The sequence below is a fragment of the Pseudohongiella nitratireducens genome, assembly GCF_001642735.1.
GTDB lineage: Bacteria > Pseudomonadota > Gammaproteobacteria > Pseudomonadales > Pseudohongiellaceae > Pseudohongiella > Pseudohongiella nitratireducens.
On sequence record NZ_LWHM01000033.1, the window covers coordinates 95,656 to 121,663 of the forward strand.

17 protein-coding genes are annotated in these 26,008 nt (G+C 50.9%); 11 read left to right on the forward strand and 6 right to left on the reverse strand.

Going from position 1 to position 26,008, the window contains the following annotated elements; genetic code table 11:
* Positions 1 to 8: 8 nt before the first annotated feature.
* Positions 9 to 1,610 (forward strand): transglutaminase family protein, encoded by a 1,602-nt coding sequence (locus PSCS_RS12950; protein ID WP_068812517.1) that lies wholly within the window; start codon positions 9 to 11, stop codon positions 1,608 to 1,610.
* A 3-nt stretch (positions 1,611 to 1,613) separates the two neighbouring features.
* Here the strand turns inward: PSCS_RS12950 and PSCS_RS12955 are convergent, their stop codons facing one another.
* Entirely contained in the window at positions 1,614 to 3,119 is a 1,506-nt protein-coding gene (locus tag PSCS_RS12955; protein ID WP_157885713.1) for a hypothetical protein, read from the reverse strand.
* Positions 3,120 to 3,216: 97 nt separating this feature from the next.
* The gene (locus PSCS_RS12960) at positions 3,217 to 3,828 is read right to left on the reverse strand and encodes a TetR family transcriptional regulator (protein ID WP_157885714.1); all 612 of its coding nucleotides are present in this window, start codon (positions 3,826 to 3,828) and stop codon (positions 3,217 to 3,219) included.
* A 520-nt stretch (positions 3,829 to 4,348) separates the two neighbouring features.
* Between PSCS_RS12960 and PSCS_RS12965 the strand changes: the two genes are divergently transcribed.
* The 4 genes from PSCS_RS12965 (at position 4,349) to PSCS_RS12980 (ending at position 9,060) form a co-directional block, all read left to right on the forward strand.
* Positions 4,349 to 4,798, forward strand: a complete 450-nt coding sequence (locus tag PSCS_RS12965) for an Hsp20 family protein (RefSeq protein ID WP_068812520.1) — start codon at positions 4,349 to 4,351, stop codon at positions 4,796 to 4,798.
* Between the two features lie 598 nt (positions 4,799 to 5,396).
* On the forward strand, positions 5,397 to 6,404 hold the full coding sequence (locus PSCS_RS12970) for a zinc-binding alcohol dehydrogenase family protein (protein WP_068812521.1): 1,008 nt from the start codon (positions 5,397 to 5,399) through the stop codon (positions 6,402 to 6,404).
* 31 nt (positions 6,405 to 6,435) lie between these two features.
* Positions 6,436 to 7,392, forward strand: coding sequence for an NAD(P)H-dependent flavin oxidoreductase (locus PSCS_RS12975; RefSeq protein WP_068812522.1), 957 nt, complete (start codon positions 6,436 to 6,438; stop codon positions 7,390 to 7,392).
* Between the two features lie 48 nt (positions 7,393 to 7,440).
* Positions 7,441 to 9,060, forward strand: coding sequence for an FMN-binding glutamate synthase family protein (locus PSCS_RS12980; protein ID WP_068812523.1), 1,620 nt, complete (start codon positions 7,441 to 7,443; stop codon positions 9,058 to 9,060).
* 28 nt (positions 9,061 to 9,088) lie between these two features.
* Here the strand turns inward: PSCS_RS12980 and PSCS_RS12985 are convergent, their stop codons facing one another.
* The 4 genes from PSCS_RS12985 to PSCS_RS13000 form a co-directional block, all read right to left on the reverse strand.
* Positions 9,089 to 9,673 carry a MaoC family dehydratase gene (locus tag PSCS_RS12985; RefSeq protein ID WP_082866610.1) on the reverse strand — a complete coding sequence of 195 codons (585 nt, stop codon included), beginning with the start codon at positions 9,671 to 9,673 and terminating at the stop codon, positions 9,089 to 9,091.
* Positions 9,674 to 9,862: 189 nt separating this feature from the next.
* On the reverse strand, positions 9,863 to 11,041 hold the full coding sequence (locus PSCS_RS15690; protein WP_082866611.1) for a c-type cytochrome: 1,179 nt from the start codon (positions 11,039 to 11,041) through the stop codon (positions 9,863 to 9,865).
* Between the two features lie 69 nt (positions 11,042 to 11,110).
* Positions 11,111 to 13,648, reverse strand: a complete 2,538-nt coding sequence (locus PSCS_RS12995; protein ID WP_068812524.1) for a TonB-dependent receptor plug domain-containing protein — start codon at positions 13,646 to 13,648, stop codon at positions 11,111 to 11,113.
* Positions 13,649 to 13,850: 202 nt separating this feature from the next.
* Positions 13,851 to 16,100, reverse strand: coding sequence for a winged helix-turn-helix domain-containing tetratricopeptide repeat protein (locus tag PSCS_RS13000; RefSeq protein WP_068812525.1), 2,250 nt, complete (start codon positions 16,098 to 16,100; stop codon positions 13,851 to 13,853).
* A 656-nt stretch (positions 16,101 to 16,756) separates the two neighbouring features.
* On the opposite strand from PSCS_RS13000, the gene PSCS_RS13005 reads away from it, so the two are divergent.
* The 6 genes from PSCS_RS13005 to PSCS_RS13030 all read left to right on the forward strand — a co-directional run bounded on the left by PSCS_RS13005 (position 16,757) and on the right by PSCS_RS13030 (position 25,892).
* On the forward strand, positions 16,757 to 18,367 hold the full coding sequence (locus PSCS_RS13005) for an FAD-dependent oxidoreductase (protein ID WP_068812526.1): 1,611 nt from the start codon (positions 16,757 to 16,759) through the stop codon (positions 18,365 to 18,367).
* 207 nt (positions 18,368 to 18,574) lie between these two features.
* The gene (locus PSCS_RS13010; RefSeq protein WP_068812527.1) at positions 18,575 to 18,979 is read left to right on the forward strand and encodes a hypothetical protein; all 405 of its coding nucleotides are present in this window, start codon (positions 18,575 to 18,577) and stop codon (positions 18,977 to 18,979) included.
* Between the two features lie 209 nt (positions 18,980 to 19,188).
* Entirely contained in the window at positions 19,189 to 20,829 is a 1,641-nt protein-coding gene (locus tag PSCS_RS13015; protein ID WP_068812528.1) for a long-chain fatty acid--CoA ligase, read from the forward strand.
* A gap of 33 nt (positions 20,830 to 20,862) precedes the next feature.
* Entirely contained in the window at positions 20,863 to 22,659 is a 1,797-nt protein-coding gene (locus PSCS_RS13020; RefSeq protein WP_068812529.1) for an acyl-CoA dehydrogenase, read from the forward strand.
* 371 nt (positions 22,660 to 23,030) lie between these two features.
* Positions 23,031 to 24,320, forward strand: a complete 1,290-nt coding sequence (locus PSCS_RS13025) for a TonB-dependent receptor (RefSeq protein WP_082866613.1) — start codon at positions 23,031 to 23,033, stop codon at positions 24,318 to 24,320.
* Between the two features lie 27 nt (positions 24,321 to 24,347).
* Positions 24,348 to 25,892: a TonB-dependent receptor gene (locus PSCS_RS13030; protein ID WP_068812531.1), complete on the forward strand. Its 1,545-nt coding sequence runs from the start codon at positions 24,348 to 24,350 to the stop codon at positions 25,890 to 25,892.
* The last annotated feature ends 116 nt before the right edge of the window (positions 25,893 to 26,008 follow it).

The following is a 26,008-nucleotide window of genomic DNA, read 5'->3' on the forward strand; positions in this document are numbered from 1 at the left end:
GAAGCATTATGATCACTCGCTTGTTGTCAGCTGCTATCGGAATCACGCTAGCCATGTCGGCGTCGGCTCAAACACCGATCCCGACAAATACGGCCTGGGCAGAGCAGTTTGAAGAACGTGACTTTGACCGACAGGGGTATGGTGACAATACAGCCATCGCGTCGGCTTTGTGGACACCGTTAAGCACGTTTGAAACCAGCCTGATCAGCACAGTTCGTGAAGCAGTAGATGCTGAATTGACGGCAAACCAGTTGCTGCAACTGTATTTATTGGCGTCCGGCAATGTGCGTAGTGCAGAAAAAGCCACTAAGTTGTCCGCACGCGCCTGGCAATTCCTGGCTGCTCATGACGATCTGCGTCATCTACAGCATGAGGAGGAACGTGGAGCTGCGCTTTTATTGGCATTACATGAAGATCTCTTCCAGCAATACGATGAAGCACAAAGTACGGTCAGTGGGGTTTTGGAGACAGGGACTTATAACTGCATCAGCTCGGCATTGATTTATATGGCACTGGCACGTGAACTCGGCCTGCAGGTACGAGGCGTGTTAATGCCAAGTCATGCATTTGTTGAAGTTGAACTCGCCGACGGTACGACACTGGATGTGGAGACCACATCTGAGGATGGTTTTGCTGTCGTTCGTGATGAGCGCTTCTTTGCCAGGCAGGCAGAAGGCTGGTTTGAAGAGCGCGGTCTTGATGTGCCCAGCTTCGAAGATTATCAGCAGCGTCGCTCGGTATCTGCGCTGGCACTGGGGCTGGAAAATATGTGGAATCAGCACCTTAGTCCTTCACGTGCCAGTTACCCCATGCGTTTGCGAATCGCAGAAATACGTGGAGCCATGCAGCCTGATAACCTGGATGCCCAGCAGAACAGGCTAGTTTATTACTATCAGGAAAGTGACTATTTGCGACGTAGTAACAACCCGGCTTTGCGCTGGCAACTATTGGGGTTGATTGAGCCTGTGCTAGAGAGATTTGAGGATGACATGGCAGGCGCTGCAGCTTTGAATGATAACCAGCGCATTCCCTTGTTATTGCTGCAGGCTGCCAGGGCGCAATGGCTGGCAGCAGGAGCAGAAACACCAGGGGAGCGTGAGGGTGAAAGGCAAGAGCGCTGGATCGCGGCTTTGCAACTCTCAGACAGTGTGTTGCGAACACTCGACCCGGATCAGCGTGAGTATGAAAGTATCCGGCTTGATGCCACGATTGCGGTTAGCGATGTTATCCAGGGTATGACTGAGAAGTCTGTATTCGCGCCTTTGCCACCCATACTGTCAGAAAAGGCTGAGGAGCATTGTCTGCAGACAGTGGTATGTCATCAATCGCTGGATCAATTTCATGCTGCCTGGGCTACACACCACTGGCAACAGGAACAGTGGGCTGAAGCCATCAATGTTGCCAGGGAATACCTGGACTGGGCACCTCAGTCGCCGAATCGGGCCGTATTCGAACAAAATATGGAGTCAGCCTACCTGAATCAGTTTGCCACGCTATGGCAGCAGGAATTGCGTGATCAGGCCTGGGTCTGGTTGCAGAATTGCCTGCAACTGCCTGAGCCTGGCCGCTGCGAAGCACGCTATCAGGAAGTTGAATCGTATTTCCGCTAGTGATTATTGTGTTGGCTGCTCCAGCCAGACGCCATCCCATTCAGCCAGAACAGTCTGCCCGGTTAAAGGGAAACCCGGAGGGCGAATGCTGTCCAGTCGCGGGTCTTTTTCAATGCGTGTGGAGAAGCGAGGCTCTGTTGCTGAAATACTGCCCGCTGCCAGGCTGCCGTAAATATGCAGTATTCCCTGGTGCATGTCATCAAAGCGCCGGACACTGAACCGGCGTGCAGCGTAAATGGCAGCATCAATCCTAAGATTTCCGGATCCGGTCGTAAAACGGGAGGCAACTTCAACAGAGCGCCTGCTGACAAGCCCCAACAGCGGACTGCTTTTGGTTAGTTCGCCAACGGTGGGGTTAACATAATTGAGTGAGCCGGTGATCAGTATCTGGTGCGGCGAATAAACCAGAAAATGCCCGTTGATTTCACCGCTAAGCTCAAAACGGTTTCGCCCTTCATTAATGATCACCTGTGGTTGCTCACTGGCGGCAATTAGCCCTGCTACAGTTTCATCATCTATTGATTGCCATTTCACCGAACCATCGCGTTGAAACTGAAGAACAGTATCTCCCTGAAAATAATGCATACGGGTTTCATTCTGGCGGATGTCAGCGAGCATAGACAGTAGCGGTTCCCGATCCATAGGAATCATACCAACGCCACTTTGTACTCCCTGGAGAAATGCATTCTGATTCTGGAACTCACGCGTTAAAAACTGATTCACACCAATCGTCAAGCGACCATGAATTGTGGGTTGTTCATTGAATGAGCTGGCCAGTTTTATGCGGGAATTAACATGAAAATCTCCAATGATCTGATCTTTGGATAGGTAGACATCATTGTCCCAACGATCAATGAAATGTGCATAGGTCGAAAAAGCTTTTTCTTTGATGATGGCATGACTATAAACCCGTTTGCCATCAATCTCGGTCTCCAGGCGGACAGTATGGCGGGGGAGTTGCATTGCCGCAGAAAGAGGGCGGGTGACGGTGCTGCTGTCAGAGGATGGAGTGGGGGAGCTTACTGTTTCTGTGACCTCTATGGCCGTATTCTCCTGCGATGCGGTAGCGATAATATTCTGCACCAGCATATGTTCAAGAGTGCTGGCGGCTCTGACGGTGTTGCTTGTCGTTGCGTTGTCAGTTGCTTCAGTTGTTTCAGTTGCTACAGTGGATTCAATTGGTTCAGGTAGTTCAATTGGTTCAGGTGTTGGGAGTGATTCGATTGTATTGGAGGTAATTGCAATCTGACTGTCTCTCTCTCGGATTTGACTGACAGTTTTCGTTTGAGGTGTGCCCTGGGGTGATATGAGAGGGCGCTGTTTGGGTTGCTCACTGGATTCTGACTGAATGACCGTTGCTGATGTTGTGAGCTGCTGGTTGGTAGCTGGGACTATCAGGGAAAGTGTTGTGTTCAGCTCTGGCGTGCTTTTTGCCAACCAATAAACCACGCCTGCACTGCCTGCAGCACCGGTATGGAGCAGCAAGGACAGCAGTATTGCGATTACCACGCGCTTTCTTGCCGCGCGAGATACAGGCGCTTCAGAGTATTCGCTGAACATGACGCATAACGCTACTCGCGGTTAGTCATGTCCGAAGTATATACCCTTAACCCATATTACGGAAAAACAGTCGCATGAACCCAGCACCTTCAGTGTCCAGGTCAATGGCAGGATGGGATCGTATGAACTCAATAACAATACCGCTGATGTAAGCCAGCAGAGCGGCGCTAAGCGTCTGTGGGTTAATGTCATTAGGCAGGTGGCCGTGGAGTTTGGCACGTTTAAAATAACTTGAGAACAGGTTGATTGTTCTTTGCCGGTTTACATTCTGCTGTTCCAGAAATTGCCCCATTTCCCCTGAATAATCACAGCGTAAATACACAATGCTTAGCGCTTTGAATCGGTTCTGATCATGCTGAAGTTCGACTAACAATTCGGTACATAGACGCTCCAGCTGAAGTAATGGGTGTGGGTGGTCGTTCTGTAAATCTTTGAATATGGTATCAGCAAGGTAGGAGTGAAGCTGATCATGAAGTGCTGAGAAAATATGTAATTTATTCTTGAAATGCCAGTAAATGGCACCCCGGGTAACGTTTGCCTGTCGGGCTATGTCGTTCAGTGAAGAGCTGTTGACACCTTTTTCAAAAAATACATCAATGGCAGCGTCAAGGATCGTGTTTCGGGTTTCAAGTGCTTCTGCTTTGGTTCGTCGGGGCATAATAGTCAATAAGTTACAAACAATATTGTATGTATAATACCATTGACTGAGTACTAGCAGAACGTTTGTTACATTTAGTTGAAATCTTGCTTTCGCAACAGATTTGTCAACCTGTAAAATTTTATATCAACCCACATCCCAAAAATGCGGGGACTGCCGTAGCAGCCCCCGCAAACAGCCAGGCACCAACAGGAAGCAAGTTTTCTGGCGCCTGGGGTCCGTCCTCCCTGACAGATAAGTAACCGATCCCTGGTCACATTGAAGTTATAGCTGTTGCCAATACAGTTTGCAGGACAGAATCAAAAAAAATTATACGAAAGCCTTGAAATAGATTTTTGCTACCCCATCTTTGTTATTAAGAGGCGATGCCCGGTAGGGGTCTCCTCCAGAGTTATCATGGTGATAACTCGCCTGCCTGATCTACTTGCTGGACCGCAAGGACTTAAGTTCGATGGTGGTCACAGGCAAGATAAAGATAGGTAGTTAATTAACATTTATATTGCTCGATGAGGATATGAATATGCGAACGTTAGATTTTGCACCACTGTACCGTTCAACTGTTGGTTTCGACCATTTAAGCCAACTTCTGGACTCCATTGTTCAACGAGAACAGAGCCAGCCCAGTTACCCGCCCTACAATATTGAGCGCCTGGATAAAGACCAGTACCGGATTACCATGGCCGTGGCAGGGTTCACTGAAGATGAACTGAGTATTCAGTCTGAGCAGCAAACACTGAAGGTGACAGGGAAGAAGCAGGCGGATGACAAGTCCCGGACTTATCTGCACCAGGGTATCGCTGCCAGAAACTTTGAGCGCGTTTTCCAACTCGCCGATCATGTGAAAGTGACTGATGCGCAAATGGAAAATGGCCTGCTGCACATCGAACTGGAACGCGAAGTACCAGAAGCCATGAAGCCCCGGCAAATCCCGATTGGACGCGCTGAAGACAAACTGATCCAGGGCAACTAACTCCCCCTGCTCAGTTCCAGATTGTTGCACCAAAAACGGCCGCCCAATGCGGCCGTTTTTTATTGCCCGCCAAACAGCCGGTACACCACAAGGTCAGAACAGTATAGATTCGATGGCAGACACTAAGACCACGTTTAGCACTTAGGGCCTCGTTCGAAAAAGCGGGCGGACTGTTTGAAGCCACAGGCTGAGTTTTCGCCCGCCGAGCGGGGCCCTAAGTGCTGTGGTCGTCTGCCATCGAATCTATACTGTTCTGACCGTCCCCCGGCCGAGTTTTCGGCTGCCGGGTGAGCAGCGCCAGGCAGTGGTCGGCTGCGATATGTGGAATGATGGCCTTCCCTTCGCTCGAGAACAAAAGCGGACTGTTTGAAGCCACAGGCTGAGTTTTCGCCCGCCGAGCGGGGCCCTAAGTGCTGTGGTCGTCTGCCATCGAATCTATACTGTTCTGACCGTCCCCCGGCCGAGTTTTCGGCTGCCGGGTGAGCAGCGCCAGGCAGTGGTCGGCTGCGATATGTGGAATGATGGCCTTCCCGTCTGACGACAACGAAAATCTACAGTATACTGCTGGCATCGTTTCACTTATTCAGATGGAATTGTTATGCAGGCAATAGGTTATACAACAGGAAATCTTTATCAATTTGAATGCGATACGCCAGTGCCAGAGGCACGGGATATTCTGGTAGAAGTATCAGCTATCGCCGTAAACCCGGTGGACACCAAGATACGTTCGCGTGTGACTCCGCCTGAGGGCCAGCCCAAAGTGCTGGGCTGGGATGCTGTCGGTACTGTTAAAGCTGTGGGAAGTGAGGTTTCTCTCTTTAACGTTGGAGACCGAGTCTGGTATGCCGGCGATGTCAGTCGCAGTGGCTGCAATGCCCAGTTCCAGTGTGTTGATGAGCGTATCTGTGCTAAAGCACCCGACACCCTTAATAATGCGGAAGCGGCGGCCATGCCGCTGACAACCATTACTGCCTGGGAAATGCTGTTTGATCGGCTTCAGGTGCCTTTTGGCGATGAGGCGAGCGACAGGCGCGTGCTTGTCCTGGGTGCGGGTGGTGGTGTTGGCTCCATGCTGGTTCAGCTGCTGCGCCAACTGACTTCGGCTACGATTGTGGCGACGGCCTCACGGGAAGAAAGTCGCCAGTGGGTCAAATCCCTGGGTGCGCACCATGTTCTTGACCATCGTGAACCGTTAGCACCGCAACTGGAGGCCCTCGATGGCATCGATAATGTGACTGATGTGGCTTCAGCTAACCGGACCGGCGAGCATTATGAAAATCTGATCCAGATGTTAAAACCTCAAGGTCGTTTGGTGCTGATTGATGATCCTTCCGAGCCGCTCGATATTAAGTTGATGAAACAGAAATGCCTCTCCTTGCACTGGGAATTCATGTTTACCCGCGCCATGTTCAAAACCGATGATATGCAAAAGCAACATGAGTTGTTGAGCAAGGTGGCGGAACTGGTCGATGCAGGTAAATTGCGTTCTACCCTGGGTGAGCACTATGGCGCGATTACCGCTGACAACCTGGAACGGGCGCATACGGCTATGAAAACCGAGCATACCCGGGGTAAGGTCGTACTGGAAGGTTTTGAAGGAATATAAGCTGGCGAGACGCCATATAGGGAGAAGCAGCATGTCCAAATTACCGCCTGTCCTTGCCAACCTGCCATTTCCGGTTGTCGGGGCACCATTATTCATTATCAGTAATCCGAAACTGGTGATCGCGCAATGCACTTCTGGTGTCGTGGGCTCGATGCCGGCGCTTAACGCCAGGCCAGCCGAGCAGTTAGAAGACTGGCTGGCGGAAATTACTGAGGCGCTGGCTGCACATAATGCCAAACACCCGGACCGACCTGCGGCGCCGTTTGCGATCAACCAGATAGTGCATCGCAGCAATGACCGCCTGGAACATGATATGGCGCTGTGTGAGAAGTATAAGGTGCCAATCGTGATCACCAGTCTGGGTGCCCGCGAGGATGTGAATAAAGCCGTGCAAGGCTGGGGAGGCATAGTTTTGCATGATGTCATCAACAACCGCTTTGCTAACAAGGCGATTGAAAAAGGCGCTGATGGCCTGATTTGTGTGGCTGCAGGTGCTGGTGGTCATGCCAGTGTCAAAAGCCCTTTTGCAATGGTGCAGGAGGTCAGAGAGTGGTTCGACGGGCCACTGCTGCTGTCAGGGTCCATAGCCTCTGGCGGAGCTATTCTGGCCGCTCAGGCCATGGGGGCTGACCTGGCTTATATCGGCTCACCCTTCATCGCCACGGATGAAGCTAGAGCCGTGGATGAATATAAACAAATGATAGTCGCCAGTAATTCTGATGATATTGTCTACAGCAACTTCTACACCGGTGTGCACGGCAATTACCTGAAAGGCAGTATCGAGAATGCCGGTATGGATCCGGATAACCTGCCAGAGGCTGACCCCAGCAAGATGAATTTTGGTGGAGGCGGTGAAAAGCGTGCCTGGCGAGATATTTGGGGCTGCGGGCAAGGAGTGGGATCGATTCGTGAAGTGGTTCCGGCAGCAGAGCTTATCGCCCGGTTCCGCTCGGAGTATGAAGAAGCGAAAACCAGGCTTTGCCGTTAATTCAGTGTGAACCGATAATTTAAGTCAATAAAGGAGTTTCGCCAGCATATGACGCCAGCTGTCAGGTTTTACTGGATTTTCGTCGTCATTGCCTTGCCGCTAAGTACGTTCGCCATGCACAGTGCCACAGATGGCGTCTGGTACCCTCTTGCGCTGCAACACCCTGGATTACTCAGCGTTTTGCTACTGGTTCTGCTGTTTACCCTGGTGGGGCTGTTCGATCAGTTTATTGCAGATAGCAATCTTCGTAAAAACTATCCGGTATTTGCCAATATCCGTTTTCTGTTTGAGCACTTCCGCCCGGAAATACGGCAATACTTTATTGCGGATAACCTGGAGGAAAGGCCATTCAACCGTGAAACACGTGATCTTATCTACCGGCGTGCCAAGAAAATAGATGACACGATGCCTTTTGGTACAGAGCGTGATATCACTGCTGAGGGTTACTTATGCCTGTTTCATTCGTTAAATGCCAAACATGTGGATCCGGACAAGACCCGGGTCTTGATCGGCGGTCCTGATTGCAGACAGCCGTACAGCGCTTCCTTATTAAATGTATCCGGCATGAGTTTTGGCGCATTAAGCAATAATGCGATCAGTGCCTTAAATAAAGCGGCTGCAGAAGGCGGGTTTTATCACAATACAGGTGAGGGCGGGATCAGTCCTTACCACCAAAGCCATGGCGGTGATCTAGTCTGGCAACTGGGAACTGGGTATTTTGGCTGCCGCACGCCGGAGGGGCGTTTTAACCCGGATGCTTTCCGTGAAGCTGCCTCTTTGGCACAGGTGAAAATGATTGAGATTAAGCTGTCTCAGGGTGCCAAACCGTCGCATGGAGGTGTACTGCCAGGAGCCAAGGTCAGCGAAGAAATTGCCCGTATCAGACTGGTAGAGGTGGGTAAAACCGTTTACTCACCGGCAAACCACCCTGAGTTTTCAACCCCGTTGGGTTTAATGTCCTTTATCAGTCAGTTGCGGCAGCTGTCTGATGGAAAGCCAATAGGCTTTAAACTGTGTATCGGGCGTAAATCAGAGTTTATGGGCATCGTTAAAGCGATGTTGGAAACCGGCATTACCCCGGACTTTATCACCATTGATGGTGCCGAAGGGGGCACTGGCGCGGCACCGGTAGAGTTCTCCAATCGTTTGGGGATGCCATGTATTGAAGCCGGTTATTTCGTGGAACAGGTTCTGATAGGTGCCGGGCTAAGAGACAGGATTCGGTTAATATCGGCGGGTAAATCAGCCAGCGGCTTTGATCTTCTGTCCAAAGTTGCGCTTGGTGCAGATGTCGTCAACTCTGCCCGGGCAATGATGCTGGCATTAGGCTGCATCCAGTCAAAATCCTGTAATACCAATAAGTGTCCGACAGGCGTGGCAACCCAGGATCCGGCGCGTGCCAAGGCAATAAATGTGGACCTGCGCGCTCAGCGTGTTCGAAACTACCATCAAGCGACGGTCAATGTGTTTCTTGAGCTATGTGGGGCGCTCGGATATGACAATCCTGACGATCTGGGGCCAAGCGATTTATATCAGCGAACAGAATCAGGATTGAAGGACTTCAATGAAATTTATGTCCCGATACCGCCAGGAGCACTACTAAACAAAGCCGTACCGGAGAGCTATCTCAAAGACTGGGAGCGGGCTCGTGCGGATGCATTTTGCTAGAACTCCTCAGCAGTAGGCATTCTGCAAGCTAAAGTGTTGTCAGCACGATCCAGTCAGCAATCAGTGCTGGCTTTTCCTGGCCTTCAATTTCAATAGTTGCTGCATGTCGCATTAAGATTTCGTGTGGGTTGCGCTCTTCCGCACTGAGCAGCGTAAACCGGCCACGAATACGGGCGCCGATGGGTACCGGGTTTAAATACCGAACCCGGTCCATGCCATAAATGATGCATTGTTGGGTGCCGCGAATTTTCAGGGTCGCATAGGTTGCAAATGTTGGCAGCAGGGACATGGTAAGCATGCCATGTGCAATAGTACCGGAGTAGCACGTCTCACGTGTTGTGCGCTCCTGATCAATATGCAGAAACTGATAGTCGCCGATCGATTCGGCAAAGCGGTTAACGCGTTTTTGTGTGATGGGGAACCATTTGGTAATGCCGACTTCCTGGCCGATGTAGGCGTGGGCTTCGTCAAGACCGACACGTATAGGATAACCTTCAGCTGCTAACGTACGGCTGGTGGTTTTAACGTAATTGCGCAACTGCGCATCTGTCGTAATAGTCGCGGACTGGCTGAGGTAATCCTTCAGGTCCTGTGCAATATCGGCTTGTGGCATGAGCGTTCTTCAGTTTTTATAATTAATATGAGTACGTTCAACTGTAGGGATTATGAGATAAATTACATAGGTTGGCAATGGACAAAAGTCATTTTTCGTAGAACGGTTGTTCGGGTCTGAGCGCTCACCGGCCATCAGTCGAGAGAGGGAGGCTGATGGCCGGTTTTGCTCGTTTGAAATAGTCAGTAATTAGCGGCGTTTCGCCGTGATGACTTCAACTTCGACAAACATCAAAGGTGCAACCAGGCCGGCCACCTGAACAGCAGAACGAGCAGGCAGGTTAGGCTGCTCGTCGGTTCCCCAGAACTGGGTATAAGCATTCATGAAGCCTGAGAAGTCCATTTGACCGTCAAGAGCAGGGTCACCCACCAGAAATACGGTCATTTTTACCACATCGCCCATGGACAGCCCTTTGGCTTCCAGGTCAGCCTTCATTTTGGTGAAAACACTCAGTGCCTGTGTCTCGGTATCACCATAGTAAGCGGGTGTGCCACGCTCAGCGTTTGGGTTTGCTGGTGACGGTGTAACACCGCTATGGAAAATAATGGATGCTTCCGGACCGACTTCAACTGCATTAGCGATAGGGAAGGTGCCTGAGTTTGGGTGAATGATAACGTCCTGTGCACTGGCCTGAGTGGATGCCATTGCCATGCTGCCAGCCAGGGCGACTGAAGCTGCTGCCTGGCCTACTCGTGAAGTGATTCCCATATCTTCATTCTCCTCATTTGATTGTGCCGGACGACCCAGGGTGTTGATGTAGGCGACGAGGTCTTTCATTGCCTGCTCGTTCGGTATTGCCTGCGCCATCATGCGCATTTGTGAGCCGTACTGATCCTGTCTTTCATAACCACGATAGCCAGCTTTAAAATTCTTTAATTGAGTTAGCAGGTACCAGTCATTCTGCCCTGCCAGGGCGGGCGCACCCATCCCTTCGTTACCTTGCCCTTGTGCCCCATGACAGCTGGCACAGGTTTGATACAGTGTTCTGCCTCGCTCGGCATCACCGTCAGTGAGGGTGATTTCGGCAGGCTGGTATTCCCAGGTGCCGACCCAGTCAACGATATCATCGATACTTTCGTCGGAAAGTATTTCAGCCATCGGCTGCATTTCCTGACCGGTTAAGTCTTCCGGGTGCGTGCCTCGTAAACCATCACGAAACAACTCCAGTTGACGTCTCAAATACCAGGGCTCCATTCCGGCAAGTCTGGGCGCGTCGATACCAATATTGCCTTGCCCATCTGTGCCATGGCAGGTCAGGCAGAATCTGTCGGATACTTCGACATTATCAATCTCTGCTGCCTGTGTGGAAGCACAAACGGCGGTGGCTAACGCTACCTGCAACCAGAATCCTGTTTTTTTCTTGATCATAGTACCAAGGTTCCTTGATCTTTGGCTGAAGAGAGCGGGGTAAACCCCGCTCTCCCTAGCTCATTTGCCTTAGAAGTTCATTTGCACTCGACCATAGACGAATCGGCCGTTAGGGCTGAACGCGCCTGAAGTCAGGTACTCGTTACTTGAGTAGGGGAAGAAATCCACATCCCGTACTTTCTCTGGCATAGTGTCGAACAGGTTGTCTGCACCCAGAATGAAGGTGTAGCTATCATTGTAGGTATAGGCAATCTCACCAGAGAAGATAGTTTTGTCACCAACCCAGTAGTCCCGGCTTGGATCAGAGCTGCTAGGTACGGAGAAATACTCATCGTAGTAGTTCGCCTGCAGCGTGAAGCGCCAGTCCATTAGGCTGTGCGTTGTACGCAGGTTGATACGGTTACGAGGAATACCATCTTCCAGGTCTGCTACGTTAGCACGGGTCAGCAGGCCAGGAGTAAAGTCTGTCAGCTCCTGCTTCTGGTAGGCCCAGGATGCGTTAAAGGCTGTGTTGCCGCCGTTATCCCAGTCCATGTCCCATGAACCGACAACTTCCACACCTTCGTTCACGGTTGACATGTCGTTGGTGTAATAGTTGAACGATACGATACTACGTGCGCCCGAGACACCGGAATCTTCCAGTTCCTGAGCAATTTCAGGTGTCAAGTCGAAAGTGGCAGAGTTCAGAATACGCTCGTCAATTTCAATGCGGAAGTAGTCGACAGACAGATCCAGGCCGCCGAATTCAGCAGTCCAGCCTAGCGCATAGTTAGTGGCTTCCTCTGGTCCCAGCTCTGAGCCGCCGAAACGCTGCGAGATTGGGTTGGTTGGAGGAATCTGACCCTGGTTCACAGGCACTGAGTCTACGACACCGGTAGAGATGTTGGAGATGTTAGCCTGCCCAGGTGAGGGTGCACGGAAACCGGTGCTGACGGTACCACGAATGTTCATGGTGTCAGTCAGGCGGTAACGCATGCTCAGCTTGCCGTTGGTGGTATCACCGAAGGTGTTGTAGAAATCCTCATAACGCAGAGCAGCACCCAGTAACAGTCGATCTGTAACATCGCTTTCCAGATCCACATAGAATGCCCAGTTCTTACGATCCCAGGAGCCGACCTGGTCAGGACCAAAGCCCTGGAAGCCGTCAGAACCTACACCGAAGCCCTGGTCTGCGTAAGGGCCAATGCGCCAGGAGTCCTGATCTTCAGAGCGCACCTTGAAGATCTCACGACGCCATTCAACACCGTATGCAACGTTCAGGTCAGAGTACAAGCCAACATCAAACCCTTTCACCAGATCGATGTTGAGGTTGTTTTCAATAGTGGTATAGATACCCGGCTCGAAATTGGTGGGTGAGTCTGGGCCCATGGACGGGTTGGTGGTGTTGTTAAGAAAATAAGTCATCTCGGAGAAACCGTTACCGATACTGACGTCATAGCTAGTACCGTCATCAAGTTCACCACGAATACCCGTAACGTTTGATACATCTGTGTTCGCACCACCGAACTCAGGTGTGTAGCCGCCTGGATAGAACTCGTTGAAAGAGAAGCAGTTCGGGTTAGCCAGGCTGGCATCACGTGCTGCCAGAGAGCTGGTTTCGCCTGTGTTAGGGTTAACCCCTGTTGGGATAACAGGACAGTCATTACCGTCATTTGGGGTCAGGTCGGCAAATAACTGGTTGCCGCCGGAGGTGAATACACCGCCACGGTTTTCAGGGTTACGGAAGAAGAAGCCCAGGAAGACCTCTTTCTCACTGTAGCCACCAAACGAGTACAATTCCTGATCAGGGCTCAGGTCAACAGCTGCGTTAACGAAGAAGTTCATCAGCTCTGTGTCTGGCAGACCCTGCTTCTGTGCAGGTACAGATACCGCATTGTTACCCGCGTCGATCAACGCTTGCGCATCACCACGCTGGACCGCACGGTCACTTTTGCGCTGGTCGGTGTAATCAAAGCTTAAGCTGGCAAAACCATTGTCACCCAGAGGCAGACCGTAGTTACCCGCATAGTAGTTCAACATACCGTCGTCAGTACGAGTCAGGCGACCATGCTTGGCTTCGAAAGTACCACCAGAGGAGTTCTCCTTCAGCCGGAAGTTGATCACACCGGCAATGGCATCAGAACCGTATTGTGCAGAAGCACCGTCACGCAAAACTTCCACTTGTTGCAGGGCAATTGGTGGAATCTGGGCAATATCAGGGAAGTGGGTGCCCTGGCGGCCAAACTGAATAGCCGCTGACCGGTGACGTCGCTTGCCGTTAATCAGAACCAGCGTGTCGTCAGCTGGCAGGCCGCGCAATGTTGCAGGGCGGACCAGAGAGTTGGAGTCGTTGATGTCCTGGACGTCAACGTTGAAACTGGGCACCAGGTTACGAAGCAGATCGTTCATGTCGGCTGTGCCCTGATCCTGGAAATCCTGGGCAGAGAACACATCGACAGGAGCTGCTGATTCAAGCGCAGTACGTGGGGCGCCACGCGAACCAGTTACAACCACTTCTTCAAGTTCAGGAGAGTCTTGCTGAGCAAATGCAGCAGGTGCTCCTGCTGTCATGGACCCCAGCAACACCAACGTAGATGAGAGTGTGCAGAGTTTTAGTGACTTGTTCATCGATTTTTCCTTTTTTGTAGTAAGTGCATCTTGTTCGTGAACCGATTAAGAGCCTGCCGCTATCTGATTCTTATTTATTTAAGTCAGCGGCGAATATAATTATTATCCTGGGGGCACGCAAAGTCCTCCCCAAAACCTTCTCAATACCTACTAAAAGGCTCTTGAGCTCAGGAATGGCAAGGCTTTAGCGAAAAATAGCGTATTAGTGAACGCGGGCAGCATTCAGGGTGGAAGTCTGTGTCAGACGCTTCTGGACCAGACGCTGATATTCAGACCATTCCTGCTCTGACCACAGGTTGTTGCGGGTCATCATGGTGTCTGAATCATAAGCCTGACGGGATTTGCGACTCAGTGCTACGCCGGTGATAGATTGCATGGAAATTACGCCTTCCATCAGACGACGCTGCCAGGAGTGGCCAGCCCCAAGATCTTCCAGCACCTGTTGGTAGGCTGGGGATTCGACGACTTCGTCAGGGAAAAAGCGTTCGGCGCTGTGTGTCACGTTAAAGAGGCGGCGCAAGTGAACAGGTTGCAGGTTCTGCCAGTACTTAACGCCGGTTTCTATGTCACCGAGCATGAAGGCGAGGGCGCCGTTGTTAAAGAATTTGTCGGGGTTATCAGATAATGCATCCTGATAGGGTGTTGTGCCAGGTTGGAGGTTACCGCCAAGGTATTCAATCAGGTTTTCTGAGTAGTGGGCCAGGATGCCTTCTTCATCAACCTCCTGTTGTTGATTGAGGTAGATCTGCGATTGGCGAAAATCACCGAGCAGTGCCAGATTAATGGCGACGGTTCCCAGGTATGATACATGGTAGGGGCGTTGCTGCAGTTGTTCCTTTCTGGCAATGATTGACTCGTATGGCATCAGCACATTGTGTCTATAACTCCAGATCTCATCAGGTGACAGGGCATACGGGCCGGCTTCTGATGCTTTATCCAGGAACTGAATCGCTTCTTCATACATTCGGGCACCGATGAGCATCAGGGCATAGTGAGCCATGGCAAATTGAGGGGGGTGACCTGACAGGATCTGTTCTCGCAATTGCACTTCTTGCTGGATGTAACTGGAGCCTCGCATCCGCAATTTAATCGCATGAATGGAATCCAGTATTGGGCTCTCCGGGTCAATTCGCGATATCTCGCGGTGCACATTCAGAACGACCTGAAAGAGCTCTTCTATGCGATCTGCGCCGCTGTAGACAGCCAGGTTGTTGGCCGCCCGTGCCATGCCGTGGTAGGCATTCATGAAATTAGGATCGAGCTCGGTGGCCGCTTCAAAATAATCAATAGCACGCTGCCAGTCGGCCGGGTTGAACTGGTTATAATAGAATTCACCGCGCAGGAAACGCTCATAAGCCAGTGGATTGGTAGTGCCCCAATCCTGCATTTCGCGGCGTTCACTATCGTTAAGATAAACACGCAGAGCATTGACCACATTCTCTACAATTTGATCCTGAACGGCGAAGATGTCGTCCATTGGCAGGTCAAACTGATCGGAGTATTCTCGAAGGCCATCATCAGCACGAACCAGTTGCACGATAACGCGTATGTGGTCATCGGCTGTCATGACACTGCCTTGCAGGATATGATCTGCCTGACGCAGATAGTTGCTGTCGGTTTGCAGTGAAGCGTTCATCAATTCAGGTTGGCGTGGCGGAGACATGACCTGGATCTGGTTTAGCTTGGACAGTCCGTGCGTCAATGCCTCACGAATGCCATCTGCCAGAATCTGGTTTTCGTCACTGAAATCACGCGAGGAGAAGGGCAGTACTACCAGGTTAACAATGCCCTCTGCTTCAGGCGTGGTATCCGGGTTTTCGACGAGAACAGGTGCAGCAATGACCACTGCGATCAATGCAGCGGCGGCGAGCAGGCGGTTAAAAACACTGAACCGGGCTGGTTTACGCTTTCCATCATTGGGCGTGCTGATGGCTTTGGCTGCTGGCTGGGCCGAGGCTGTCTCATGTTCCGCTAGAGATTTTTGCGAGCCCCCAGTCGCTTTGCTGACATCTGCCACTGGTTGAGATTGTGCAGTCGACGATGTGCTGCTGGTCGAGTCATCGGCAATTTCTTGTTTTATTTCAGAGACTTCTGCTATCAGGGTATAGCCACGCTTGGGTATGGTCTTGATATATTGCGGTTTGCTGGCACGATCTTCCAGGGCATGACGTAACTCTGCAATCGCCTTATGCACCGCATGGTCGGTAGCGATAGGGGATTGCCAGATGGCTTCCAGGAATTCTCCCGGACTTACAACCTGGCCCGCGCTATCAATCAGCATTCGCAACACATCCATGCTGCGTGGTGTGACCTTATTCTCGATCAGCGGTTCACTGGCCTGCTGATCCTGGCTTGCAATTTTGGAGACCGTACAAGTTCCCGGCGACACTTCCCAGTCGCCGATGCGTATCGATTGATACGAATGATTGGTAATCAAGCGTGATTTGGTCATTTTATTTCTTCTATTTTTCCTGTAATGCAATCAAAAATTGCTTCATTCGTCAAGATCTTACATGTCACGGCTGGTGATAAATTGTTTAAGGTCAATAACGGTGATTTTATTACAAGCTCTGTTTGGTCTTGAATAGCTCGAAAACAGCGATAAGACATGTCCCTTTGTCGCTACAATTGTTGGTGTTTTGTTCTGATCTTGTAGCGACTTTGCGTTCATGCAGTGTAGCAATGCAATTTGGAGGCCATCGTCAGGCTTCAGGCCTGGATATCGCAAACAGGGTGGGGGAAAGTGATGAAATGTCTTAATATGGCTACGAAAAAGTCGTTAATGTCTGTGAATCATGTGATTAAGTTTTCAGTGTTATATACACTTTACTGCTCAGCAGTGATTACCGTTTTTCTCAAGTGCGCCGTCATGGTGCGGCTGTAGACTGGCGCACCTTTGTGGTGCGGCCATGTGTGTGCGAGATGGTATGGCGCTGCCATTAGTCACCGTGTTCAGGCAATGCATGATCAGAGGCCGTTAAACCGGCTGGAAGTGCCTGTTTTCCGGCTTCGGTAGGTTTTAAGTATATTTCGGGCAGGACTTTTTGAATTGTACTGCGCCATAATGCAAGCGTGTTTTAGAAGTCAGGCAAGTTTGGTAGGTCCAGCATGCCTAGTAATAAGAAAGATTGTCAGAGGAAGCATTCCGTGTCGAAACCTGTATCACGTCGAGAATTTCTGAACTTAATAGCCATGGCCGGTGGCACTGCAACAGTCATGGGGGTTGGTGGAGCCTTAGGCCTAATTCCGAGCGCCAGCGCCGCTACGGTCCCGAATTTAATGTCTTTAAACGGAACACAGCGTAAGGTTGTTGTTCTGGGTGGTGGTATATCAGGTTTGACGACAGCCTACGAGCTGACGCGGGCAGGTTATGATGTCACAGTACTGGAAGCCTCGCACCGCTGCGGTGGTCGTGTGATGACCGTTCGCAACGGTGACCTGATTGATGAAATCGGCAATCCGCAAGTCTGTAAATTCGACGCTGAACCCCACATGTACTTCAACTGTGGTGCAGCGCGTATTCCCAGCCAGCACAAGCATGTACTGCATTACTGCCGTGAGCTTGGTGTTGAGCTGGAAATATTCATCAATGAGAATAAGCATGCATTGGTACATGACCCCGACCTCAACGGTGGCAAACCCATGCGTAACCTGGATATCAGCACCAACCTGAAAGGTTTCATGGGTGAGCTGATGCATAAAGGTTTCACAGAAGCCGAACTGGATATGCCGTTCACGGATGAAGAAGCCGAGAAAATGCTGCAGGTGATCAATGCTTTTGGTGATCTGAGTTCGGAAGGCAAGTATTCCGGCAGTTTCCGGGCAGGCTACCTGTCAGGCGGATACCTGGATCATTCTGTGCAGAAAGAGATGATTGATGTTCGTGATCTGCTTAAAGCGAACTTTTTCATGCTGCGCCAGACTTTCCTGGAAAATGAAGGCGAAACCGCACCGATGCTGATGCAACCCGTCGGTGGTATGGACAACATCATTAAGGGCTTTGTCCGTAAACTGCCTGGCAAGATTCACTATCATGCAATGGTGGCTGGGGTTCATGATCATGGTGATCGCGTAGAAATCGCCTATGATCAGAATGGACAGCGTCATAAAATTGAAGCGGATTACGTGTTCAACTGTATTCCGAGTCATCTGATGGTGGGTATCGATAACAACTTGCCGGATGACTATATAAATGCCATGAAAGGCATTCGACGTGGTGAAGCCTATAAAGGCGCTTTCCAGATGAAACGCCGTTTCTGGGAGGATCAGGATATTTATGGTGGCATTACCTGGACCAATCAGGATATTCGCCAGATCTGGTATCCCTTCCATGGTTTGATGAAACCTAAAGGTGTGGTCCTGGCAGCCTATGACTATGGCGGCGGTATGGGCTTTACCCGTATGACGCAGGAGCAGCGAATCGAAGCGATGCTGGCGTCGGGTGAGAAAGTCCACCCTGAATATCGTGACATGGCAGAGCACGGGATTACCATTGCCTGGCATCGCATGAATCACATGCTGGGCTGTTCTGCTCGCTGGGGGCAGATGACTCCTGAGAAAGAGCTTAATTATGAATTGCTGCGCAAACCTGCGGGTCGCCACTACTTCATCGGTGACCAGGTGACACGACATGCTGCCTGGATGCAAAGTGCAATTCTCTCCGCGCATTATGCGATGGAGCAACTGGATCAACGCGTTCGGGCGGAAGCCCGCGCTTGATAGTGAGGTGCGTAAGTGCCTCTTGTTAGTAGACCCTGAAAATTCCTCTTGATGGGTAGTCCTTAAGGCCACCTTGGCGTTTGCCAGGGTGGCCTTTCTTTTTATCGTGTCAATGGTTTGATATGAATCAATACCCTCCGGCGGCTGATCGTCAATACTCTACATCACCCATTAAATAAACGATGTTTGAGTAAGAAGGTATATAAAATGAAATTATCGTTTCCAGCAAAACAATCACTAGTTAAGGCATGTCTGGCCGCGGCATTAGTTGTGATACCTGGTGTTTCTTTGGCGCAAATAGAAGGTGTCTATCATTCTGATGCCGGGGACGACTGTGTTATGACTATCACAGAAATCAATATTCCGGCACCCAAGTTTGGTGATGGTTATTATCGGGTTGAGTCTCGTGGTAAAGCAGCCTGCATGTGGGATGGTGTCGGCATGGGACAGTCCACACACCTGGTAGGTGGTTACGTGACTTTGCCACCGGTTTTTAATCGTGTGTATATTTCAGCTAACTGGATGTTCGGGCCAACCAGCCCCAAGGTTGAAATGATTCAAAAAAATGAAGCAGGTGAGATTCTTCTGCAATCGACATACACTCGTCAGTAATTTATCCGCTCACCCTCCCGTAAAGGGCTGATTTTATCGAATTTCAGCCCTTTTTTAATTGTCATTTTTATTCCCCTCTGAACTGCCTTTTTGGCAAGGTGAATGCATTCATCATCTATTGCTCTAAGTAGTGTAGCTGGTTTACGCTTCTGAGAACCTCGCTCGTTTGAGCGCAAATCATGGCAATGATGTCAGGAGAGCCAATAACAATGACAATGCAACAGACTCCCTTACTAATGCACCGTCTCATGGATCGTGGTGCTGATCTGCAACCTGAAGTCGAAGTGCTGACGGCAACAGAAACCGGTGTGCGCAGTCAGACCATGCTGGAGACCAGGAACCGTGCACATCAACTGGCCCATGCACTGAACGATGCCGGTGTTGAGCTTGGTGATCGCGTTGCCACGCTGATGTGGAACGGTGCCAGACACCTGGAGGCCTACCATGGTGTGGCATGCATGGGCGCCGTTATTCATACCCTGAACTTGCGTCTGCCTCCTCCTGACCTGGAATACATCATTAATCATGCTGCAGATAAGGTCATCATCGTTGATGCTGATGTCCTGCCATTGCTTGAAAAGCTGGCGGGCAAGATGCCCACGGTACAGACAATTGTCGTGGCAGCTGAGCCCGGCTTTGAGAACTGGTCCACCAGTTTGCCCAATGTCATTGATTACGAAGATTTCATCGCTGATAAACCGGTTAAATACACCTGGCCAGAGATTGATGAGAATTCACCGATGGGGCTGTGTTATACCAGTGGGACAACCGGTCGACCCAAAGGTGTCATGTACACACACCGGGCGAATTATCTGCATACACTTTCGATCGGTTTGACTGACGTCATGGGGTTGAGTGCGACCGATACACTGTTAGGTATCGTACCGCTTTTCCATGCCAATGCCTGGGGATTACCCTGGATTGCGACCACGTTAGGGATGCGCCAAGTCTATCCGCATCGTTTCATGGTGCCTGAGCATCTTGCTCGGTTGATTCAGGATTGTGATGTCACCATTTCCGCCGGGGTACCCACGATCTGGCAGGGCATCAAAGGGATCATGGAGGCGGAACCAGGCAAGTATCAGTTCAAGAGCCTGTCCCGGCTGACCTGTGGTGGTTCAGCACCACCGCCGTCATTGATTGAGTGGTACTGGGATGAACTGGGCATAGAGATGGTTCAGGGCTGGGGGATGACAGAGACCAGTCCGCTGGCGACCATCAGTCGCCGCACCGGCAAGCGTAAGCATCTGGAAATGTCAGATGCGGAGCGGGCGGTCAATCAGGCCAAGGCTGGGTTACCCATTCCTGGGCTGGAGATAGAAATCTTTGATGATTCCTGGCAGCCATTGCCGCATGATGGCAAAGTCTTTGGTGAGTTGCTCATCAAGGGGCCATGGATTTGCTCTGAATATTTTAATAACCCGCAACCGGATAAATTTCATGATGGTTGGTTGATCACCGGTGATGTTGCCAAAATTGACCCTGAGGGTTACATCATTATTACGGATCGCTCAAAAGACCTGATTAAATCTGGTGGTGAGTGGATTTCTTCGGTCGACCTGGAAAACCACATTGCGGGTATGGATGGCGTTGCACAGGCTTGTGTGGTTGCCCAGCCTCACCCCAAATGGGATGAGCGGCCAGTCGCACTGGTGATTACTAAACCGGGTGCCAGCCTGAGTCGTGAATCTGTGATAGCGCATTGCGAAAGCCGTTTTGCCAAGTGGCAATTACCTGATGATGTATTGTTCGTAGAAAGCATCCCGCTGACGGCGACTGGCAAGATGGATAAGAAGGTCGTCAGGGCGCAACTGGATAGCGATGGATATCAGTTACCAGATCTGGCGTAAAATAACCGGACGGATAAGGAAGGGATACCATAAATGAGTCAGGAGCTGATACTCAATCGTCGTGATCTCGATTTCATGATGTATGAATGGCTGGATGCCGAAGCGTTAACCAGCCATCCGCGTTTTTCAGATCATAGCCGCGAAACCTTTGACGCGGTAATGGATCTGTCTGCTCAGATAGCGAATGATCTGTTTGCCAACCATAATCGCAAAAATGACCTGAATGAGCCCACATTCGATGGCGAGAAAGTACAGGTGATTCCTGAGGTCAAAACGGCGATTGATGCTTTTAATGAGGCTGGTCTCGTTGCTGCCGCGCAAGATTATGAATACGGTGGCATGCAGTTGCCTGCTCTGGTGGAAAAGGCTTGTATGGCCTGGTTCAAAGCGGCGAATGTCGGGTCATCGGCTTATCCATTTTTAACCATGGCCAATGCCAATCTGTTGCTGGCTCACGGCAGCAAGGCGCAGATTGAGACCTGGGTTAAACCCATGTTTGAGGGGCGCTTCTTCGGTACCATGTGCCTCTCTGAGCCACAGGCGGGGTCATCGCTGGCCGATATCAGGACCCGTGCCGAACCTCAGGGTGATGGCACTTACCGTTTGCACGGCAACAAAATGTGGATTTCGGCTGGCGATCATGAACTATCCGAGAACATCGTTCATCTGGTTCTCGCCAAAGTCCCAGGCAGTCCGCCAGGGGTTAAAGGTATCTCACTCTTTATCGTGCCGCGCTGGCTTGTTAATGAGGACGGCACTCGAGGAGAACGCAACGATGTCGCCCTGGCCGGTCTGAATCATAAGATGGGCTATCGGGGCACCACTAACACCTTGCTCAACTTTGGTGAAGGAAAGTTTCAGCCAGGCGGGCAGGGAGGTGCTGTCGGGTATTGTGTCGGTGAGGTCAATAAAGGGCTGGCCTGCATGTTCCACATGATGAATGAGGCGCGGGTAGGTGTTGGCATGGGCGCTGTGGTGCTCGGTTACACGGGCTATCTGCATGCGGTGGAATATGCAAAAGAGCGGTTTCAAGGGCGCCGCTTGACCGACAAGGATCCGCAAAGCCCGCCAGTTCGCCTGATTGATCATACCGATGTCAAGCGCATGTTGCTGGCGCAAAAAAGTTATGTCGAAGGCGGACTCGCACTGGTGCTGTATTGTGCCCGGTTACTGGATGAGAAACGGGGTGCCGGCGTATGCGATGAAGATGATGCAGATGTATTAATGGATCTGCTGACCCCAATCGTTAAAAGCTGGCCTTCACAGTGGTGTCTTGCCGCCAACGATCTGGCCATACAGGTTCATGGCGGTTACGGGTATACGCGCGATTATCAGGTCGAGCAATTTTATCGGGATAATCGGTTGAATCCGATTCATGAAGGCACGCACGGCATTCAGGGGCTGGATTTACTTGGGCGGCGCGTCCGGCAGCACGGTGGTGCAGGTATGCAGGCATTGCAGCGTCGTTTGCAGATGACAACCGCAAAAGCGGCGCAACGCTCAGATACCGCTGAGTTTGCCGCCAGCCTGGATGCTATCTGGTTTCGGCTGCAAGATGTGACACAGCTGTTGCTCCGCAACCCGAATGCAGAGGAATCCCTGTCAGATGCGACATTGTATCTGGAAGCGTTTGGGCATGTTGTGGTTGCCTGGATCTGGCTGGATCAATACCTGGCATGTCCCGAAAACAGCGATGATGCCTTCTATCTTGGCAAACGTCAGGCCTGTCAGTATTTCTTTCGTCGTGAGTTAAGCCAGGTTGACGCCTGGCTGGATTTGCTTGGTGATGGGGATAGAACGTGTCTTGATATGTCAGAAGGCTGGTTTTGATGCGATTTGTGTCAAAGTCTTGCTGAGAATTGTGACGGGGTGTAACAACTCCGCCATGATTTCGCCTTTATGTCGACGAAGTGAATGTTTTTCGCGACGAAAAACCTCGGTTATTCTAGTGTTTTCCATAAATTTACCTTCCCAAAACCTACTTTATTGCTCCTTAAGTTGTGACAAAGATGTTACGCAAATTGTGATTTTTCGTTGTGGCTATTGGACTTTAGCGTTCCTTCAGTAATAGTGGCAATCTGGAATAACTGGAGTAATTCGGTGATTCCGACCGGATCGGTTTCTGCAAAATTCGAAAAACGATGTCAGATGCCCGGATTCGTCCCGATTAAAAAACAATGAAAAGTTAGAGAGAGGGAGTAATGCAAACAAATAAGAAGCAATACCTTCGCCGTATGATCAGTGCCTGCCTGGCAGGTGCGATGGCCGTGCCAGTGATCGCCTCAGCGCAGGATACCCCAGAAGTGGAAGAAGTGGTTGTTACCGGTTCCTTTATCCGTAACAGTGCTTTCGCTCAAAACAACCCAGTCGACACAGTAACACAATCCGACATTCTCGAATCAGGTGCCCCAAGCATGGGTAACTATATTCGAGACCTTACCTACACACAGAACACCAATACAGTTGCAAACGTAAATGCTGGCGGCAGTGGTTCACAGTCCAGTGTTGGCACAACGTTCAACCTGCGTGGTCTGGGTGAAAACTCAACACTGACATTGATGGACGGTATGCGTTCCGTTGATGCCGGTATTAATACCTTGTTGCCAGAAATCGCAATCGACCGTTTGGAAGTTGTACTGGACGGTGGTTCAGCACTGTACGGTTCTGACGCGGTAGCTGGTGTTGTCAACCTGATCCCTGTGAAAGATTTTGATGGCATTCGTGTGCGCGCTTACCACCAGCAGGATGATCCGGGTTCTTTTGAAGATAACAAGCTGGGCGTACTGTTCGGCCGAAACTTCAACAATGGTGTCAACTGGGTAGTCGCTGCAGATTACGCCCGGACTACGCCTTTAATGACCTATGAGCGTCCTCGTCTGCTACGTGCTGACTACGGTTGGGCAACCTCGGGTAACCCAGGTGTATGGAAGGAATTGGACGGTGCTACGCCGAATATCGGCGGTACGCATGGTGGCTCTTTGGTAGGTGACAACCTGCCCGATCCGGATTGTGGTGTGTATGACGAACGCCTGGATCTTGGTCTGGCGCATAACAACCAGTCCGGTATTCCACAGCCCGGCGGCAACTGCTTCTTCCCGTATTCACAGCAGTGGCCATTGGCCGAAGGCAAGGAAGAGTACAACATCTTCCAACACCTGACTTATGACCTGAGCAGTGGTGTGCAACTGAATGCGCAAATGTCTCTGGCTGGTCGTAAAAGTGAAAACCACAACACATTGAGCTATCAGTTGAATGCCAACAACCGTGGCGCGCTGGTTGTTCCAGAAAGCCATCCAGCCAATCCTTTCGGTGTAGATGTGGGACCGAACCTGTGGCGTCCATTTGCGGATTGGGGCACCATGCCTTCGTACCGTGATGAAACTACCGGTGCTCGTAAGCAGGAATACGAAGATACGATTCAGCGCTACAAAGTCGGTGCTGCATTTGATCTGACTGATACATGGACTGCCAACACGAATTACTCCTGGTAGCGTGTTCACCAGGATCAGAACTCTGACATGATCAATCTGCCACGCTTGCAGCAGGCGTTGATCGGTCAGGGCGGTCCGAACGGCAATGAGTACCTGAACCCCTTCGGTTCTGCTGATGCTCGTTCACCAAACTACGTAGCTGGCGTGACTGATAACAGTCAGGAACTGGTAGATTGGCTGGCACCTTCTATCGACTGGAGGGATTCTCAAACTGAACTGACTGTGTTCGAGATGAACGCTACCGGTGATGTGTTCCAGATGCCTGCAGGCATGGCGCGTATGGCGGTAGGTTACCAGATGCGTGATGTTGAAGAGTGGAATTATGCCAATCCACTATCCAAGTCAGGTGAGGACTACAATACATCAGTTATTGATTCCCCACCCATTGATCAAAACTACGGCAGCCGAGTTCAGGCCGCTTACGTAGAGTTTGAAGTTCCGCTGCTGGATACCTTGGATGCACAGATTGCAGTTCGTCATGAAAATTTCACAACGTTCGATCTGCAAACGACAACACCTAAGGTGGCACTGCGCTGGGAAGCGCTGCCAAGCCTGGCATTCCGTGCATCTGTTGGTGAGAGCTTCCTGGCTCCGACAGCAGCTGACGCCCGTCCGTTTGATCCAAACGAGAACTGTGGTGAGATTTTCTTCGGTGCAGACCCGGTTACCGGTGGGGTACTGAACGGTGGTGCCAGCTGTTCTTCGGGTAACCCACGACTGAAGCCTGAGACGTCCGATATCTGGAACGTTGGCTTTACCTGGGAGCCTATCAATGACCTGAGCATCAGTCTGGATTACCAGTCTATCGAATACACAGACCGAATTCGTACCCTGGGTACAGAAGACGTAGTCGGTGAAGAATTCGATGCATTGTTGGCTGCCATTGGTTCGAATCGCGCATCCTACGATCCGACGCCTGGTTCAGCTACGCGCGAAGCGGCAAATGCCTGGATTGCGGCACAGGGTGATGAGCGTGTTACGCGTGATCCATCCACACAGCGTGTCGTTCGAGTGGTGCGTCAGTCACAGAACGTGGCGACTGTATGGGTTGACCTGTTCGACGCCAATGCGCGCTGGACTTACGATACCAACAACTTGGGCTCATTCACGACGACACTGAGCGCAACATACAACACCAAGTACGAGTATGCTGACGCCAGTGGTGATGTCATTGATGCATTGGGTAATCAGAATGCCCGTACCGGTATTGTTGCACCTGTACCTGAGCTGAAGTCACAAGTTAAACTGGCCTGGATCCGTGATAGCCACAGTGCGTCATTCACGTATAACTGGCAGGATGAAGTGGTCTTTGATGATGGCGTACGTAACACGCTGACAGGTGTTCAACCACCTTCAGACGGTATGATCCGTGCGTGGAAATCAGCCAATGCGCAGTACACGTACAACACCACTGACTACTTCGACAGTGAGATCGGCATTAGTGTCGGTGTCAGCAACCTGTTCGATAACGTACCTCAGCGTTTGCCAGTGCTGGGTGGCTTCGAAAGCCGTCTGCACTCACCATGGGGTCGTCAGTTCTGGTTATCTGTAGACTGGATGCCTGGTTTCTAAACTCAGACTCTCTGGTTTATTAGAGATCAAGAAAGCCCGCTTTAGAGCGGGCTTTTTTTATGGGCAAAGACTGGGGTATCATGCCAAGAGGTAAAAAAACAGAATGTGTTCAGTTT